At 52.8% G+C, this 14,959-nt stretch carries 16 protein-coding genes; 3 read left to right on the top strand and 13 right to left on the bottom strand.

Going from position 1 to position 14,959, the window contains the following annotated elements; translation table 11 throughout:
* Positions 1-8 precede the first annotated feature (8 nt).
* The 13 genes from ACS18Q_RS09050 to ACS18Q_RS08990 are packed head-to-tail and all read right to left on the bottom strand — an operon-like array spanning position 9 to position 11,711.
* Positions 9-620: a DUF3261 domain-containing protein gene (locus ACS18Q_RS09050; protein ID WP_441256959.1), complete on the bottom strand. Its 612-nt coding sequence runs from the start codon at positions 618-620 to the stop codon at positions 9-11.
* Positions 617-2,956 (bottom strand): MMPL family transporter, encoded by a 2,340-nt coding sequence (locus ACS18Q_RS09045; protein ID WP_441256958.1) that lies wholly within the window; start codon positions 2,954-2,956, stop codon positions 617-619. The genes ACS18Q_RS09050 and ACS18Q_RS09045 overlap by 4 nt, the downstream gene beginning before the upstream one ends.
* Before the next feature lie 2 nt (positions 2,957-2,958).
* Entirely contained in the window at positions 2,959-3,591 is a 633-nt protein-coding gene (locus ACS18Q_RS09040) for an outer membrane lipoprotein carrier protein LolA (RefSeq protein ID WP_441256957.1), read from the bottom strand.
* A complete protein-coding gene (locus ACS18Q_RS09035; protein ID WP_004725244.1) occupies positions 3,588-4,034 on the bottom strand; it encodes an acyl-CoA thioesterase in 447 nt (148 codons plus the stop codon). The genes ACS18Q_RS09040 and ACS18Q_RS09035 overlap by 4 nt, the downstream gene beginning before the upstream one ends.
* Positions 4,035-4,050: 16 nt before the next feature.
* Positions 4,051-5,595, bottom strand: a complete 1,545-nt coding sequence (locus ACS18Q_RS09030) for an HAL/PAL/TAL family ammonia-lyase (RefSeq protein ID WP_441256956.1) — start codon at positions 5,593-5,595, stop codon at positions 4,051-4,053.
* Positions 5,573-7,303 carry a glycosyltransferase family 2 protein gene (locus ACS18Q_RS09025; RefSeq protein WP_441256955.1) on the bottom strand — a complete coding sequence of 577 codons (1,731 nt, stop codon included), beginning with the start codon at positions 7,301-7,303 and terminating at the stop codon, positions 5,573-5,575. Before ACS18Q_RS09025 ends, ACS18Q_RS09030 begins: the two co-directional genes overlap by 23 nt.
* Positions 7,296-7,664 (bottom strand): ApeI family dehydratase, encoded by a 369-nt coding sequence (locus tag ACS18Q_RS09020; protein ID WP_172562298.1) that lies wholly within the window; start codon positions 7,662-7,664, stop codon positions 7,296-7,298. Before ACS18Q_RS09020 ends, ACS18Q_RS09025 begins: the two co-directional genes overlap by 8 nt.
* A 19-nt stretch (positions 7,665-7,683) precedes the next feature.
* Positions 7,684-9,069 (bottom strand): AMP-binding protein, encoded by a 1,386-nt coding sequence (locus ACS18Q_RS09015; RefSeq protein WP_441256954.1) that lies wholly within the window; start codon positions 9,067-9,069, stop codon positions 7,684-7,686.
* Between the two features lie 46 nt (positions 9,070-9,115).
* Complete coding sequence (locus ACS18Q_RS09010; protein WP_172561477.1) at positions 9,116-9,676, bottom strand: hypothetical protein; 561 nt, start codon at positions 9,674-9,676, stop codon at positions 9,116-9,118.
* On the bottom strand, positions 9,676-9,933 hold the full coding sequence (locus ACS18Q_RS09005) for an acyl carrier protein (RefSeq protein WP_004725256.1): 258 nt from the start codon (positions 9,931-9,933) through the stop codon (positions 9,676-9,678). Before ACS18Q_RS09005 ends, ACS18Q_RS09010 begins: the two co-directional genes overlap by 1 nt.
* Positions 9,934-9,948: 15 nt before the next feature.
* A complete protein-coding gene (locus ACS18Q_RS09000; RefSeq protein WP_004725258.1) occupies positions 9,949-10,209 on the bottom strand; it encodes a phosphopantetheine-binding protein in 261 nt (86 codons plus the stop codon).
* Positions 10,210-10,227: 18 nt separating this feature from the next.
* Positions 10,228-10,992, bottom strand: a complete 765-nt coding sequence (locus ACS18Q_RS08995) for a lysophospholipid acyltransferase family protein (RefSeq protein ID WP_041942678.1) — start codon at positions 10,990-10,992, stop codon at positions 10,228-10,230.
* Positions 10,989-11,711: a beta-ketoacyl synthase chain length factor gene (locus ACS18Q_RS08990; protein ID WP_441256953.1), complete on the bottom strand. Its 723-nt coding sequence runs from the start codon at positions 11,709-11,711 to the stop codon at positions 10,989-10,991. The genes ACS18Q_RS08995 and ACS18Q_RS08990 overlap by 4 nt, the downstream gene beginning before the upstream one ends.
* A 75-nt stretch (positions 11,712-11,786) precedes the next feature.
* Here ACS18Q_RS08990 and ACS18Q_RS08985 point away from each other — a divergent pair, with 75 nt between their 5' ends.
* Genes ACS18Q_RS08985 through ACS18Q_RS08975 form a run of 3 tightly spaced genes read left to right on the top strand, consistent with a single transcriptional unit; the run spans position 11,787 to position 14,530 of the window.
* Entirely contained in the window at positions 11,787-12,179 is a 393-nt protein-coding gene (locus ACS18Q_RS08985; RefSeq protein ID WP_041942523.1) for a hypothetical protein, read from the top strand.
* A 27-nt stretch (positions 12,180-12,206) separates the two neighbouring features.
* Positions 12,207-13,277 (top strand): methyltransferase, encoded by a 1,071-nt coding sequence (locus tag ACS18Q_RS08980; RefSeq protein ID WP_004725265.1) that lies wholly within the window; start codon positions 12,207-12,209, stop codon positions 13,275-13,277.
* Between the two features lie 11 nt (positions 13,278-13,288).
* Entirely contained in the window at positions 13,289-14,530 is a 1,242-nt protein-coding gene (locus ACS18Q_RS08975; protein ID WP_395212284.1) for an NAD(P)/FAD-dependent oxidoreductase, read from the top strand.
* The last annotated feature ends 429 nt before the right edge of the window (positions 14,531-14,959 follow it).

The raw sequence follows: 14,959 nt of genomic DNA, 5'->3' as shown, positions 1-14,959 counted from the left end.
CTTATCTACTATTGTGCTGCGGTTGGTGTGGATTGAAGCGTCAGCGTCTGAATCGTGATGTCGTAATTCAGAGGCAGATTTTTAAACTGAATGTCACCACTGAGCGGTGTGTCGCCAGCGTAGGTGATGGCCAGAATGGTTTCACCGTGTTCATTGATGACGAGGCGCTGATTCGCCTCATCAATCATTCGCCACCTTACCTGATTTAATGGGGCTTCCCAAGCATTTCGCGGCCAGAGCGTGATCATCAGGTTAAATAGTACCTGTTCTGGCTTGGGCAGGCTATTTTCTAACCCAGAAAGGACTTGAGTTTGGATTTGATCCCCGTCGTAGTCCAGCGAAAGAATACGCGTTCCCCACGATGAAAACCCCGCAAGCAGTACCTGCTGATCTCTCACTTGCAGTTGCACGGGCAACTGTTGGCTTTGCACGTTGCCATGTTCATCCTGCCAGCGGGCAGAAATGAGTTGGCTGGCCGTCAACGATTGACCGAGTTGCGACGGCTTTGGCAGCGCCGCCCAGACGTCAGGGCCGATTTCGACCTCAGTGGTGCGGGTGTGAGGCTGCAAACTGCAAGCCGTCAGCCATAGGCTGATGCACGCGGTGAAGAACCATTTCATGCGTCATGCTCCGATAAATGAGAGGGTTGAATCGCCAAAGGTGACAGCAACCAAGCCACAAAAATACCACTTAACGTCGTTACCCCAAAGCTGTGAATGGCGTGCGTCTGGCTCAGAGCCAGCAGGCCAAACGACAACAACGTGGTGGTGGCCGAGAGGGTGATCGCCAGTAACGTGCTGTGACTGCGCGCTTGCTCAGCAAAGAACAGTGTGTAGTCGATGCCGATACCAATCACCAACACCAAAGCCAGCAGGTTAAACAAGTTGAGCGCTGAACCGGTCATCACGGTCACAGCGAGGCCAACCATGCACGCAATCACGCACGGGAACAGAATTCGCAGCGCGTGTTGCCAGCGATAACGCCAGACCAACAGCAGTGCAATCCCCGCCAAGGCTGCCGCCAACAGTTCCATGACTTTACCGCGGTATTCGCCAAACAGTTGAGAAATTTCCGCCGCTTTGTCGAGGTAGGCGAGCTGCGCATCCTGGTTGGCAAATTGCTGAATCACATCGGCTTGCTCAACGCCTTTGAGCATCACCACTGATGCCACTGCATCGCCCACACGGCCCAAGTAGAGAAACCGCACTGGCTCGGACACACTGGCGTTGAGATAATCGTGCAACGACACGGGCTGTAATGGGGCGCTCAACGTCGGTTGATGCGCCAGTTTCAGGCGCTGAGTCAACTGCGGCGCATAATGCTGATAGAGCTGCTCAACCAAGGCGAAATCACTTTGCTGGCGCTGTTGTGACGCCACATAGTGATGCAGGCTTTGGTAGCCTTGCAACACTTGATCCTGCTGCCATGCGCGCAGGGTGGTGTCGAGTTGTTCGAGTTTTTGCATCAAGGCTTCGTCATCTGCCGCCGACACCACCAACATCTGCTGTGATGAATTCATGCCGGTGACTTGGCTGACCAAAGCCTCTTGCTGTTTGAGCGCTTGCGGCATCGCTTGCAGTTGGCGAATGTCGTCATCGTAGTGCACCTGAGTCAGCGCAATAGCACTAAGCACCAGCAGCGTTGATGGCAGCGCGATACGCAGCGAGCGATGTTGCCACCAATCGAGCCATCGACTCAGCAAGGCCAGCGCAGGCAGATGACGAGATGGCGTCGGCGCACGTGCCAGCAGCGGATACCAACTCACCACGGTGGCGTAGGCTGCCAATAACCCAATGGCAGAAAACAGCGCCAGTTGTTGCAGGCCGGGGAACGGCGCAACCAGTAAGCCTAAGTAGCCGATTAAACTGGTGATTAATCCCAACGTGATTGCGGCAAGAATGTGTTTGAGCCCCGCGACGCTGTCCCAGTGGCGGCCAGCCGCCAAGCGGTCGGTCAGATAATGGAACGCGTAGTCGATAGACACACCAATCAAACTCGCGCCAAACACCAAGCTAAACAGATGCACTTTGCCAAAGATCAACGTGGTCGTGGCCAGCGCAACCAATAACCCAACTGACACCGATAACAAGGCCAGCAACAGTGGCGCAGCGCTGCGAAACACCAACATGACCAGCAGCACGATGCCGAGCAACGACACGCTGCCGATGGTGCTGATTTCCGATTTGGCGCTGCGGGTGCCAAAGTCGGCGTAAAACACCACGCCAGTGTACGCCATCTCGACATTAAATTGCTGCGTGAGCGTTTGTTGCCATTGGTTGATTTGGCTCACCACTTGTTGCGCTTGTAGGCTGTAGGGGGAGTCGGTCAACGCGGCCGTCATCAGAATGTAGGTTTGTCCTGCGTTCTGGGTGGTAAGAAACCCTTGCTGCAACTGAAATTGGGTCGACAACTGATTGAGATGAATCAGATAATCACGAAATAGCAAAAACGGGTCGCTGGCAAGCTCCTGTCCGGTAACGCCTGAAAACGGGTTGTAGAGCGCCTGAATCACGTGTTGCACTTGCTGTTCAGGGGCATGGCGAAGACGTTCGCGCTGTGTATCCGTCAGAAACTGAAAGCGGTGTTGGAAATAATAGCGTCCCCACGCTTGCTGTTGAGTGGCATCAATTTGGCCGGTCACGTGGGTAAATTCGCGCGTTTGGTGCAGGTGACTTTCCAGCGTACGTGCTGCATCAAACAGGGCGGTGGTATCGGGGCCGGTAAGCACAAAGGCGACTTTATCGCTCATGCTGTCGGTGACTTTATCAAATGCCGCTTGCGCCAGTGGGTTCTGGCGCGATTGTGGCAGCAGTTTCATGATGTCGGTTTCAATCGGTGAGCTGGTCGAAAACGCCCATTGCTTGACGAGCAGCGCCATGGCCAGCAACACCAGCGCCAGCCATAACAAGGCAAGGCGCGATGAAGGAGCCGAACGAGAAGGGGACACGGTTGGCATGATTAAAACTCAAACTGCGCTTGTTCAGCGGGGTTTAATGTGGATGGTTCGTGGGTTTGAGCGCTGAACTGAATTTCCGTTGTGTCGCCGCGAACCTCTTGCAAGGACAACACATCGATATCGTCCTGACCTTGCAAGGTAATGTGTTGAAACACCGCGTTCAATGGCGCGCCTTTGGGCGTGAGCACCAGCGTCCAGTGGCCATTTTGCTCGGAGAAATCGAGTGCAAACTCGTTGGTAAGCTGCTCGGTATCGCCGTGAAACACGGACAGAAAAATATGGCTGAAATAGAACGCCATGGGATTTTCCTGCGCGGTAATGGTATGCGGTGTTTGACCGGCAAAGGTTTGACGCAATTTGTCTTGTGTCAGCACTAAATTGACCGGAAACGGCGTGGTTTGTTGCCACAACAGACCGTGCGCTTTATCGAGCAGAAACGTCCCTTGCGACGACAGCGGCTCGGCAAACATGTCAATTTTTCGAGTTTGGGTGAAGTCGCCGCGCACGATGTCGAAGCGTTGTAACTGAGTTTGTAGCGACGCCAAATCGGTAACCTGCGCCATGGCAGGCGTGCATACGCTGATGATGCACAGCGCCAGCAACGCCCATAGGCGTTGCGCGAATCGAGTCATCATTGCAGACATTCTCCGGTTTGGTGCCAGTGCGTCACTTTGTCCGTGAAAATGGTCGGTGAAACAAAACACATGTCTTGCGTGTCTCGTTCCACCGCCACTTGCGTGGTGTGCGCTTTACACATGCGCTTGCCGCTTTGGGCATCGAAAATCACGTAATCAATCCGCAAGCGGTTTTCCCATTCGGTTAAGCGAGCATGAATGCGAATCGAGTGATTGAACGGAATGGCTTTGACGTACTTGACGTGCGCATCAATCACCGGCCACATGTAGCCGGAATCGTTCATCGCTAAATAACCATAGGCAATTTTGTCGAGCAGTTCGCGACGGGCTTCTTCGAAATAGCGGAAGTAGTTGCCGTGGTAGATCACGCCCATGGGATCCGCGTCCTGAAAGGAGGTGACCAACGTCACCTCAGTTTCCAGCGGGAAAGTGACATCACTCATACTTTCTCCTTCTCGATTAATACAAGGTCCAGTGTTGGGCCTGAATGCGTTCAATGAACAAACGGAGATCCGCTTCCAGTGGGCGATCTTCAACCACAAAATCGAACTCACTTTGCACCGCATCCACCATCTGCTTCAAGCTGTGGCTCATGTGCTGTTCATTTAGTTCGTTGTGGCGTTTGCGCAGCTCAATCGCTTGGGTTGCCGCCAGTAGTGAAGCCGCTGCCACCTGTTCGGTCAATTGCAGCACACGTAAACAGTCGCGCGCGGCGATGGTGCCCATGCTCACTTTATCTTGGTTGTGGCACTCGGTGGAGCGGGAGAACACGCTGGCTGGCATGGTGTGCTTCAATGCTTCTGCGGTCCAAGCCGAGATACCAATTTGCACCGCTTTAAAGCCGTGGTTAATCGGTTTGCGCGCGCCTTCTGCGCCAGTGAGGTTAAACGGCAGACCGTTGTTGAACTTGTAGTCCATCAATTGCGCCATTTGACGATCGAGCAGATCGGCCAAGTTCGCCACACCCGTTTTCAGTGTGTCCATCGCCATCGCAATGTGGCCGCCGTAGAAGTGACCGCCATGCAGCACTCGTTCGTTATCGCCATCGATAATTGGGTTGTCGTTGGCGCTGTTGAGTTCATTTTCAATCAACTGACGCAGCCACGGCAGGGCATCTTGTACGGTGCCAATCACGTGTGGTGCGCAGCGCAGCGAGTAACGATCTTGCAAACGGTCGCTGTTACGTGGCGGACAATCGGCTTGCAAATCATCGCGCAGCCATGCCGCGATTTGTTGCTGGCCTGGATGTGGTTTGACCGCAAACAGCGCTTCATCAAAGTGAAAGTCGTTGCCGTGCATGCCCACCGACACCAAGGCGGTGATCTTGGTTGAGAGCTGCGCCAGATACTCGGCACGTTTGTAAGCCAAGCAAGCCAGCGCGGTCATCACCGACGTGCCGTTCATCAGGGCCAGACCTTCTTTCGGTTTGAGCTGAATGGGCGTGATGCCCAGCTCGGCAAACACATCGCGCGTGTCGCGCAGTTGCCCTTTGTACAGCACTTCGCGCTCCCCAATCAGGGTGGCAGCGACGTAAGAGAGTGGCGTTAAATCGCCACTGGCACCGACCGAACCTTCTTGAGGAATGCGCGGTGCGATGTCAAAATTAATTAAATTGATCAGTTGGTTAAGGACGTCGTGCGACACGCCCGACACACCTTGCGCCAGCGAACACAGGCGCGTCGCCAGCACGGCACGTGACTGCTCGTGGGTCAAGATGTCGCCCAAACCACACCCGTGGAAACGTGTCAGGTTTAGCGGCAAATCGTCCACCAAACTGGGTGGAATCGCCACGGTGCACGAATCGCCATAGCCAGTGGTGACGCCATAAATGATCCCTTCTTCTTTCAGCAGTCGCTCAAGAAACGCGACACCGCGATCGATGCGTGCTTTATAAGCCTCTGAATCGTTCATTGTCGCCTGCGCGCCGTTGGCGATGGCGACCACATCTTCGATGGTCAGGCGCTCTGCGCCAAAGCGGATTTTATTGTTGTTGTTCATCGTCATGGTGTTGTGTGCTTAATGTCCAAAAGTTGAAAAAATTGTACCACTGTAGCGGTGCATTCAAAGTGTGGTGTTGCAGGCGATCGGCATAGCGTTGTACCACGCCTTGCAGCGCGGCTTGGCGCTGCGCGCGGGGCAGTGCAATGCCATCGCTAAAATGCTCGAAATAAACGTCAAAATGCGGCGTGGCTTGCGTGTCATCACGCAGACCAAACAGCAGATACACCGGTGCTTTCAACACCGAGGCCAGCATGAATGGTCCTTGTGGAAAGGGCGCCGGTTGACCGAGGAAATCCGCCCACACCACGCGATTCTCTTTGCTGGTGGAGGTGCGATCGCCCACAATCACCACCCATTCGCCTTGTTCGATTTTCTGTTGCAACAAAATCGCAGTGTCCGGGCCAAGTGTGGAGACCTGAATCAGGTTGAGCTCTGATTTGGGGTTGACCGCTTTCATCACTGCATTGAAGCGTTCGGCATGTTCGGTAAACACCAACGCGTTGATTTTGATGTGAGCGTGACGACGGCCGAGCGCGCGGCACAATTCGATGTTGCCGAGATGCGAGCCCAGCAACAGCACGCCTTGTTTTTGTTCAACCATCGATTGAAACTGCTCCTGACCATGAATGGTCAGGTTATCGGCACTAAAGTCGCCCCGCCACGCGGCCAATTTATCCAGCATGGTTTCGCCAAACGAAAGCAAATGGCGGTAGCTGGTCAGCTTGCTTGGCAGGGGAATGTGTTGACTCGTGGCGTAGTCCGTCAGCTGCGCAAGGTAGTGCTCAGACGCGCTGCGCGCTTGTTTGCCAGTGAGGTAGTAATAGGCCATCACCACTTTGAGTATCAGTTGAAACGCGCGGCGGCCGAGTAGGCGATAAACCCACATCAACGTTTGAATGCCCAGCACCGTGCCGCGCTCCTGACGTTTTGACCAGTGCGCATCGCGGCGGGTTGGGCGGTGTCTTTTTCTCATCAGTAATGCCGGGATTCTTGGCAGCATGCCAAAGAACAATCGCGTGTGCATCCAACTGATTTTGACGTTGTCCCACAGCGCATCGAAGTGGGAAATGCCGCCTTCTGGGTAGATCACCCGGGTGTCGACGAAATCAATCTCAACCCCTTGCCAATACATGCGCACCAGAATTTCAATGTCGAAATCCATGCGACTGCCGATGTCAAAGCGGTTAAGTACCTCGACCGTTTTGGCGACCGGATAAGCACGGAAACCGCACATGCTGTCTTTGATGGCAAACGACAGCGTCTCTATCCATACCCAAATATGGGTGGCGTAGCGGCCATAAAGGCGCGCTTTGGGAACACTGTCATCATACACCGGTTGACCGGAGATGAGGTGTTGTGGGTTGGCTTGCGATGCGTCAATCAGTTTGGGCAGCGCATCGATGTCATGTTGGCCGTCGGCATCAATCTGAATCACGTGGCTAAAGCCAAGCCAGTGGGCTTGGCGGATCCCCGCCATCACCGCGCCGCCTTTGCCTTGATTGACTGGTAGCGTCAGCAGATGCACGTTGTCGCGCTGCGCGGCGTCATGCAGGGCCGCTTTGGTTTCCGCGTTGCTGCCGTCATCGACCAGCAACACCGGGAAATCGAAAGGAGCAAGCGCATCGATCACGGCCGCCACAGTCGCGCCGTGGTTGTAGCAAGGAATCAAAAAGCACGGATGATAAGCCGCGGTCAGAGAAGGTTCAGTCACTGCGTTCTCCCAGTTTCATTTTGCCAGAGGCATGCACCACCGGGTTGCCATCGCGCTCGGAACGGTACTGAAACGCCAGCTTCTGTTTGTCAGCGTCCCAGTTGAGGACAAGCGCCACCGTCATATCGGGTAAAATGGGTTCCTGAAACTTAATCACTTCCATGCCTTTAAATTGGGTGGGCGTGGCGAGGTATTGATTGGCGTAGAAAATCGCCCAATCGATTTGGGTGACGCCGGGCAGTAAGGCGAAGTTTGGAAAGTGCCCTGAAAAATCAAGAATATCGGCGTCCACTCGCAATGATAATGTTGCCTGCGAGGGGTGAATGTCGGTGGCCAGTAACGTCGGTTTTCTTTTGGTCATCATGATCGTGTTGAGTTCGTTAGTCGCTGATTGGCGTTGCGTGAAACAGGCGTTCGATTTCGGTATTTTGGCGTTTGCCCTGACTGTTGAGCGGAATTTCCGTGACGATGCGAAAACGGCGAGGCACCGCAATCGGCTCGAGCCATTGGCGCAGTTCGTTGCGTAGCTGCAGCCAAAATTTGCCTTTGCCTAGCGTTTCAACCCGTTGTTTGCCTTGCTTGGTCAATACAATGGCGGCCAACAACACGGTGCGATTGCCTTCAGTGGCGGGAATCACCGCGCATTCTTCAATCACGCTGAGCTGCTCGGCGCGCTTTTCCACTTCAACCAGTGAAACGCGTTTTTCTTCCACTTTAATGATGCGATCGGTGCGGCCTTTGAGTACAAATCGGCGCTCGTCAACAAATTCGCATTCATCGGCGGTTTGATACCAGCCTTCGGGATCCACGTGAGCGGAACACAGGCGCAGGCAGTTCTCTTGGTTAAGCGTGGCTTGCACACGGGGGAAGAGTTGCCAAGGGGTCTGTGGCGTCACTTGCTGGCGATGGGCGATGCCGCCAGTTTCGGTACTGCCAAACACTTCGACTGGCAGCGAACCGAATAGGTCGTTGGCATGCGCGGCGGCAGCGTGGGGCAGCGGGCCGCCAGACGAAAAAGCGAGACGCAGCGCTTTGGCCTGATGCTCTTCAGACAAGCGTTTGAGGAGTGCTGGGCTGCTGATGAGTGCCACATCGTCGCCTGCGTGAGCGCTCACTTGTTCGGGAAACTCCAGATTGTGGCGCGCAAACGGACGCGCGGCGCTCAGCGGCCACAGCAAGCGAAACAGCAAGCCATAAATGTGCTGATGAGAGACGGTGGCTTCAATGCGACAGCCTGTGAGTGCCTCGCCCCACAAGGATTGCAGAATACTGACCTCAACATCGAGTTGGCGCAGGGTTTTGCGAATGGCTTTGGGAACGCCGCTGGAACCTGATGTAAACAGGGTCACGCTGGTGGTCTCGAGTCCAAGTGGCGCAAAGTCGACCTGCGGCGCGGGTTGCATCGCTATACCCAATTCGAGATTGGGACAATCGGCAACCGCATCGAGCTCGCGGTCGTGCAACACTAGGTCGAAGTGGGTGCTTAATTCCGCTAACGCCTGCGGTTGATAGTTGCCCGGCAGTACGATTGATTTATCGCTGTGGCACAGGGCGAAAAATCCGACCGCAAACCAGTAACTGTCACGTGCGCACAGTGCAATGTTGTGTTGTGGGAGGCGTTTGAGGTGATGTGTGTAATCACTCACATCCTGCACAAACTGCGGCCAGTGAATGCATTCATCGCCTTGAAAAGCCACCACGTGATTGTCACGGGGCGCAAGTAGTAGATGCGACAGGGAGCAAAACGGCGTGTTGCTGTGATTCATGGTGTTTCAGTCCTTGCGAACAGTTCATCAGGCGAACGCTTGGCGCTCAATCGTGTTGGCGAACAGCGCGGCGAACCAGCCATTCAATGGCAAACAGCGAGCCGGCCAAGCAGTAACTGATTAGACCGTTGTACAGCGTCCAAATTTCCATCGGCAGAAAGCAGGTATACAGTGCTGTGATGGCGTTGAACAGGAAAAACAGACACCAGACTTGTGTCACTTTTCGTGTGTAACGCACGCCGCTTTCCGGTAAATCCGGTTCGTGTAAACGGGCCAGACGTTCAATGAGGGTTTGGGGTTGTTTGAGGCTTGCCGCGAAAAACACCAACATGCAGGCGTTGACCGCCACCGGGTAGAACATCAGCCACCCTTCTTGGCGAAACACCATGCCCAACACAATCAATGTGATCCCAATCAGACCACTCATTGCGGCTAACTGTTTGAATTCTTTTAGTTTGGTTCGGTTCGCTGTGATGATGCGTAGCGCAAACATCACAGCAAGTAACAGCCCAATGACACTTAAGCCGAATTTGTCGATGCCATAATAGACCGCGAACGGATAAGCGAGCAGAACAATTGCAGACAGGGCTGTCAGCAATTGGCGCATTAGGCGTCCTTCAGCAGTTCGCTGACCGCTTCCACCACGTCATCGACGGTGCGTACGGCTTTGAACTCTTCCGGTTTGATTTTTTTGCCGGTCACTTTTTGCAGATGAACCACTAAATCCACGGCATCAATGCTGTCCAGATCCAGGTCTTGATAAAGATGCGCGTCGGGCTGAATGTCGTCGGCGTCGATCTCAAACAGCTCTACCAGAGCCTCTTTTACCTGATCAAATACGTGTTGCTTATTTGTGTCTGTCATAGCGATGTCTATCAATTAGTTACTGGTTTGAGATGAGATGTATTGAGCCAGATTGGCGACGGATGAAAAATGTTGGCGAGTGTTGGTGTCGTCCGCGTCAATCACAATGTTGTATTTCTTTTTGATCGCCAAGCCAAGCTCAAGCGCATCAATCGAATCCAGACCTAAACCATCTCCAAAAAGGGGCGCTTCTGTATCAATATCATCAATGCTGATGTCTTCCAGATTCAGTGCATCAATGATCAATTGTTTAATTTCGTTGTGTAGTGTTTCCACTGGGACCTACTTTTGTTGTTATTTATCGACTGGGAAAATCACTTCAGCTAAATGTCGATTTAATCGCCTAGCCGCCGAAGTTGGGTTATTAGTTTGCTCTATAAAGGGCGCGACCTCAACTTTATCCTTAACTTGTATCAGGAAAAACGGACGCGTGTCGGGAACTTGATACCACTTTTTCTCTTTGGTGAGAAAGCTCGGAACCACGCTGATGTGCACCACGCGCAAATCGCGTCCGGTGCGAATGGCGATCTGGGCTGCGCCGCGCTGCAACTTGGATTCGATACCCGGAGTCGTGCGAGTACCTTCGGGAAATACCAGCAGCACGTTGCCGCGTTCAAACCGATCTTCACACAAGCTCAGCAGATCATCCGGCGTTTCATTGGGAATGTAACCGGCGGCTTTGACGATGTGTTTCATGAACGGATTGGACCAAATGGCCGATTTCACCAAGCAGTCGCATTGCGGTAATTGCGACGCAATCAACACGTAATCAATGAGGCTGGGGTGATTAGCGACAATCAGACAGTTTTTATCTTGTTTGAGGCGTTCGGCCCCTTCAATTCGATAATCAATCGCGCGCGTGCAGCGCATGAGCTTACAAAAGAAGTTGAACGTGGCTTGTATGACGCGTTGGACTCGATATTCACGCTGGATTTGATCAGGCGTGGTGAGCCGAATCAGCGGAATGATGACAAAGCTGAGCACCAAGCCGCCCAAGCCAAACAGACCAAAGCAGAATCCGGTCGCCAGAATTCGGTAATATTGAAACAGTCGGTTCATGCGTGCTGCCATCGCCACGCATGGCGCTCACCTTGAATCAACCATTCGGCATCTTGCTTGAGGTAGTGTTTCAGCACGCTGAGCCCATGGGGCAGGGCATCCACCTCGCCTGTGGCAGGCTGTTGCGTCACGCGCCATGTGTCGCCCGCTGTCAGCATCACACCAAAGGCGTAGCCGTGAAAGCATTTGTCTTCAAACGCTTGATAGGCTTCGGGTAAGGGGAGGTCAAAATCAACCAATAGCACGCGGTGATCCGGATGCTCGCTCAGATAAAGCCATGCGTCGGTCAGCGCGCTGTGGAAGGTGTTTTCTCCGGCAACAATTGAGGTCACGGGAATGGCTTGATGACTGGCGATGGTGGATAAGCCTGCCGCTGTGTTATGCACCGACTGAGAGAAGCTCATCGGGGATGCTTCTTCACCGTTGAGAATATCTTTAATGAGGTCGGCACTGCGATGCAGTTCGCCATGACGGCTGGCAAACACCAGATAATCGGCACGGTGCGCATTCATCAACGTGAGGGCTGTTTGCACGGCAAGTTTGCTGAGCGGGCTCATGCGGCGACGCATCATCGCAGGAATCAGCCCCGCCTCAATGACACCTTGTGGCCACACACCCGTCTGACTCCACGCTTTCCATTCATCACGGTGATGGATTCCGGCAGCGTTGGCGGACCAAGCGTCAATATTGAACGACATGAATTGCAATTGATTTGGCATAAACGATTGATTTGTTGTCGATGGGGTTAAATACTATGGCCAACACGATGACCTCATTTGGCATAAGGACTAGCGATGACCGCGATTAAATTAACCCTTTCTGTTCTCTTAACATTTTTATTGGTTGCTTGTGGCCGAGTCCAGCCAATCCTGAACGTGGAGAATACTCCAGTTGCGTATAATCTTCAAAGCGATCAGGTTAAATTAGCGATCACTCAAGCAGCCATTCAGCGGGGTTGGATCATCAGTGAAGTGGAACCCGGTGTGCTGGACGCCAAAATTACCGTCCGGAGTCACTTTGCTGAAATTCATATTCCTTACAATGAAAAATACTACGCCATTCTTTACGTTAGGTCAGAAAACCTCAAAGCGGACGGTGATAGCATTCACCGCAATTATAACCGTTGGGTGAACAACCTGAACGTGGATATCAAGAAACAGCTCGCTCAAATGGCGGCTGCGCAATAATTTCGTCGACCAAAGCTAGGTTTTCCCGTGATTGAACAACAAGACCCTTTTAATGCTTTAGCTGCAAAGACTGAAGCTCAGAAACTCTCCTTTGCGCCCATCGTATTTCACACCGCTCGCACACTGCGTGATCTCGGTATTCTTCAAGTGTTGGATGATGCTGGAGAGGCGGGGCTTTCGGCCCAAGAGATTCATACACAAACGAGCGTGTCGGAATACGGGGTGAAAGTCCTGCTGGACATGGCGATCAGTGCCAATATTGTGTTGTGGAACAAACCGAACTATCGCTTAGCCAATCTCGGTTTTTTCTTGCTTCACGATGGCATGACGCGTGCGAACATGGATTTTACCGCTGACGTCTGTTACGCCGCGATGATGCATTTGACACAAGCCATCGAAGAAGGCAAACCGGCGGGGTTAAAAGAGCTGGGCGATTGGGAGACCATTTACCAAGGGTTGTCGCGCCTTCCTGAACAAGCCAAGCAGAGCTGGTTCCAGTTCGACCACTTTTACTCCGATCGTTCATTCCCCGTTTTGTTGGAACGCGTGTTTGCCGACAAACCCAAGCATTTGGTCGATATTGGCGGAAACACGGGAAAATGGGCCATTCAATGTTGCCAGCATGATGCGGATGTGAATGTCACGATTGTGGATCTGCCGCAGCAATTGGAAATGGCGATGCGGAATGCCGCCGATCACGGCTTTGAGCAACGCATTCATCCTTATCCGGCCAACATGTTAGACAAAGCGCAAACGCTGCCGGAGAATGCCGACGTGTGGTGGATGAGCCAGTTCCTTGATTGCTTTTCTCCGATGGAAATTCTCAGTATCCTGCAACGCGTTCGCGCACAATTGACCGACGATTCGGTGATTTATGTGCTCGAGCTGTTCTGGGACGCACAAAAATACGATGCGGCTGCATATAGCCTCAACGCGACGTCGCTCTATTTTACTTGCCTTGCCAACGGCAATAGCCGCTTTTACCGCAGCGATGATTTTCTCGAAATCGTGGATGCCGCAGGGTTGATGGTGGAAGAGCGCACCGACAACATTGGCCTTGGCCATACCTTATTAAAACTCAAAGCAAAGTCAGAATGACAGAAAAAACAATGGATATTCAACAGCGCCAAGTGGTGATTATCGGCGCAGGACCGTCAGGATCGACGGCTGCTGCGCTGTTGCTCAAACAGGGCATTGATGTGCTGGTGGTGGAAAAATCGCTCTTCCCGCGTTTTTCCATCGGTGAAAGCCTGCTTCCCGCATGTATGGAAGTGATCGAAGAAGCGGGCATGGCTGAAGCGGTGCAAGCGGCGGGCTTCCAATTCAAAAATGGGGCGGCCTTTCGCAAACAAGGGGTCTACACCGAATTCGATTTTACCGACAAATTTACCCCGGGGCCGGGCACCACGTTTCAAGTTCAACGCGCCAACTTTGATCAAGTGCTGGCCGACAGCGCTGCAGCGCAGGGCGTCGAGATTCGCTATCAACATGAAGTGCTGGCGGTGACCTTTGAAGGCGCCAAATCGTCTCTGACTATCGCCGACGAACACGGAGTGTCCTATCAGGTTGAAGCCGATTACGTCCTTGATGCGAGTGGTTTTGGACGAGTGTTGCCCAAGCTACTGGCGCTGGAAGAACCCTCCTGCTTGCCGCCACGCAAAGCGATTTTTACCCACGTGGTGGATCACATTCAATCCGACACGCTGCCGTACGATCGCAACAAGATCCTGATTTCTGTTCATCCGGAAAACAGTGATGTGTGGTATTGGTTGATTCCGTTTTCCAACGGCACCTGCTCGCTCGGCGTGGTGGGGGAACCGGCGTTTTTCGAGCGCTATTCAGAAGACAAAATGACGGCACTGCAACACTTGGTGAATGAAGAACCAGGACTTGCACAGTTGCTCAAGCAGGCGGAATACCCGAATGCTGCCAATGAACTGCGCGGTTATTCGGCAAACGTGAAACACTTGGCGACGTCGCACTATGCACTGCTGGGGAATGCGGGTGAGTTTTTGGATCCGGTGTTTTCTTCTGGCGTGACCATTGCCATGAAATCGGCGCAATTTGCGGTGCGCTGCGTGCAACGTCAATTGAACGGTGAAGCGGTTGATTGGCAGCAAGATTATGCTGAGCCGCTGATGGTGGGTGTGAACACGTTCCGCACCTATGTGGAAGGGTGGTACGACGGTTCGCTGCAAGCGGTCATCTATTACGACAAACCCAACGCCCGTATTAAGCAGATGATCTGTTCAATTCTGGCTGGTTATGCGTGGGACACCAAAAACCCTTATGTGAAAGATTCTCGTCGCCGTTTAAGCAGCTTGGCTGAATTGATTCGCGACGCTCAATAACTCACGATCGCAGCGCTCATTCATCGTCAGTGAGCGCTGACTTCCTTCCTATTGCTGTTTTCCCTTTCTCCCTCTGGCCGTGCGGGCAATGTGCCGCAACTGTGCAGCGCTGACCATCCTAGTGCAACAGGTGATTGCCTTCACAAATCCTGTCATCTGACGAGTGGATCATCACTTTCAATTAGACGCCCATTACACTAAATGTTAAATTTTTGAGTAATTTCTAGCATAAGATTCTATAAATGCAATCTTAGTTAGATGAAATGGCACTTTGGTCTAAGCGTAAGTTGTTCTTTGTTCTAATAATCTGGCCAATAGAACAAGGTTGAAGTATTACGCTGATTATTGAAGTTGGCGCAGAAGATATTCAGTTTTTGCTACAAATTTATGGCAAATTACTTCGATGATTGCTAATGTGTGCCGCATTCT

The organism is Vibrio sp. Vf1514 (assembly GCF_052076135.1).
Lineage (GTDB): Bacteria > Pseudomonadota > Gammaproteobacteria > Enterobacterales > Vibrionaceae > Vibrio > Vibrio furnissii.
Note: the sequence above shows the minus strand (reverse complement) of the source record. Positions and strands in the feature narration are given on the sequence as shown.

Bases quoted from the DNA above. Each gene is read 5' to 3' on its own strand.
- ACS18Q_RS09050 (WP_441256959.1), bottom strand. From the start codon at position 620: ATGAAATGGTTCTTCACCGCGTGCATCAGCCTATGGCTGACGGCTTGC.
- ACS18Q_RS09045 (WP_441256958.1), bottom strand. From the start codon at position 2,956: ATGCCAACCGTGTCCCCTTCTCGTTCGGCTCCTTCATCGCGCCTTGCC.
- ACS18Q_RS09040 (WP_441256957.1), bottom strand. From the start codon at position 3,591: ATGATGACTCGATTCGCGCAACGCCTATGGGCGTTGCTGGCGCTGTGC.
- ACS18Q_RS09035 (WP_004725244.1), bottom strand. From the start codon at position 4,034: ATGAGTGATGTCACTTTCCCGCTGGAAACTGAGGTGACGTTGGTCACC.
- ACS18Q_RS09030 (WP_441256956.1), bottom strand. From the start codon at position 5,595: ATGACGATGAACAACAACAATAAAATCCGCTTTGGCGCAGAGCGCCTG.
- ACS18Q_RS09020 (WP_172562298.1), bottom strand. From the start codon at position 7,664: ATGACCAAAAGAAAACCGACGTTACTGGCCACCGACATTCACCCCTCG.
- ACS18Q_RS09015 (WP_441256954.1), bottom strand. From the start codon at position 9,069: ATGAATCACAGCAACACGCCGTTTTGCTCCCTGTCGCATCTACTACTT.
- ACS18Q_RS09010 (WP_172561477.1), bottom strand. From the start codon at position 9,676: ATGCGCCAATTGCTGACAGCCCTGTCTGCAATTGTTCTGCTCGCTTAT.
- ACS18Q_RS09005 (WP_004725256.1), bottom strand. From the start codon at position 9,933: ATGACAGACACAAATAAGCAACACGTATTTGATCAGGTAAAAGAGGCT.
- ACS18Q_RS08995 (WP_041942678.1), bottom strand. From the start codon at position 10,992: ATGAACCGACTGTTTCAATATTACCGAATTCTGGCGACCGGATTCTGC.
- ACS18Q_RS08990 (WP_441256953.1), bottom strand. From the start codon at position 11,711: ATGCCAAATCAATTGCAATTCATGTCGTTCAATATTGACGCTTGGTCC.
- ACS18Q_RS08985 (WP_041942523.1), top strand. From the start codon at position 11,787: ATGACCGCGATTAAATTAACCCTTTCTGTTCTCTTAACATTTTTATTG.
- ACS18Q_RS08975 (WP_395212284.1), top strand. From the start codon at position 13,289: ATGGATATTCAACAGCGCCAAGTGGTGATTATCGGCGCAGGACCGTCA.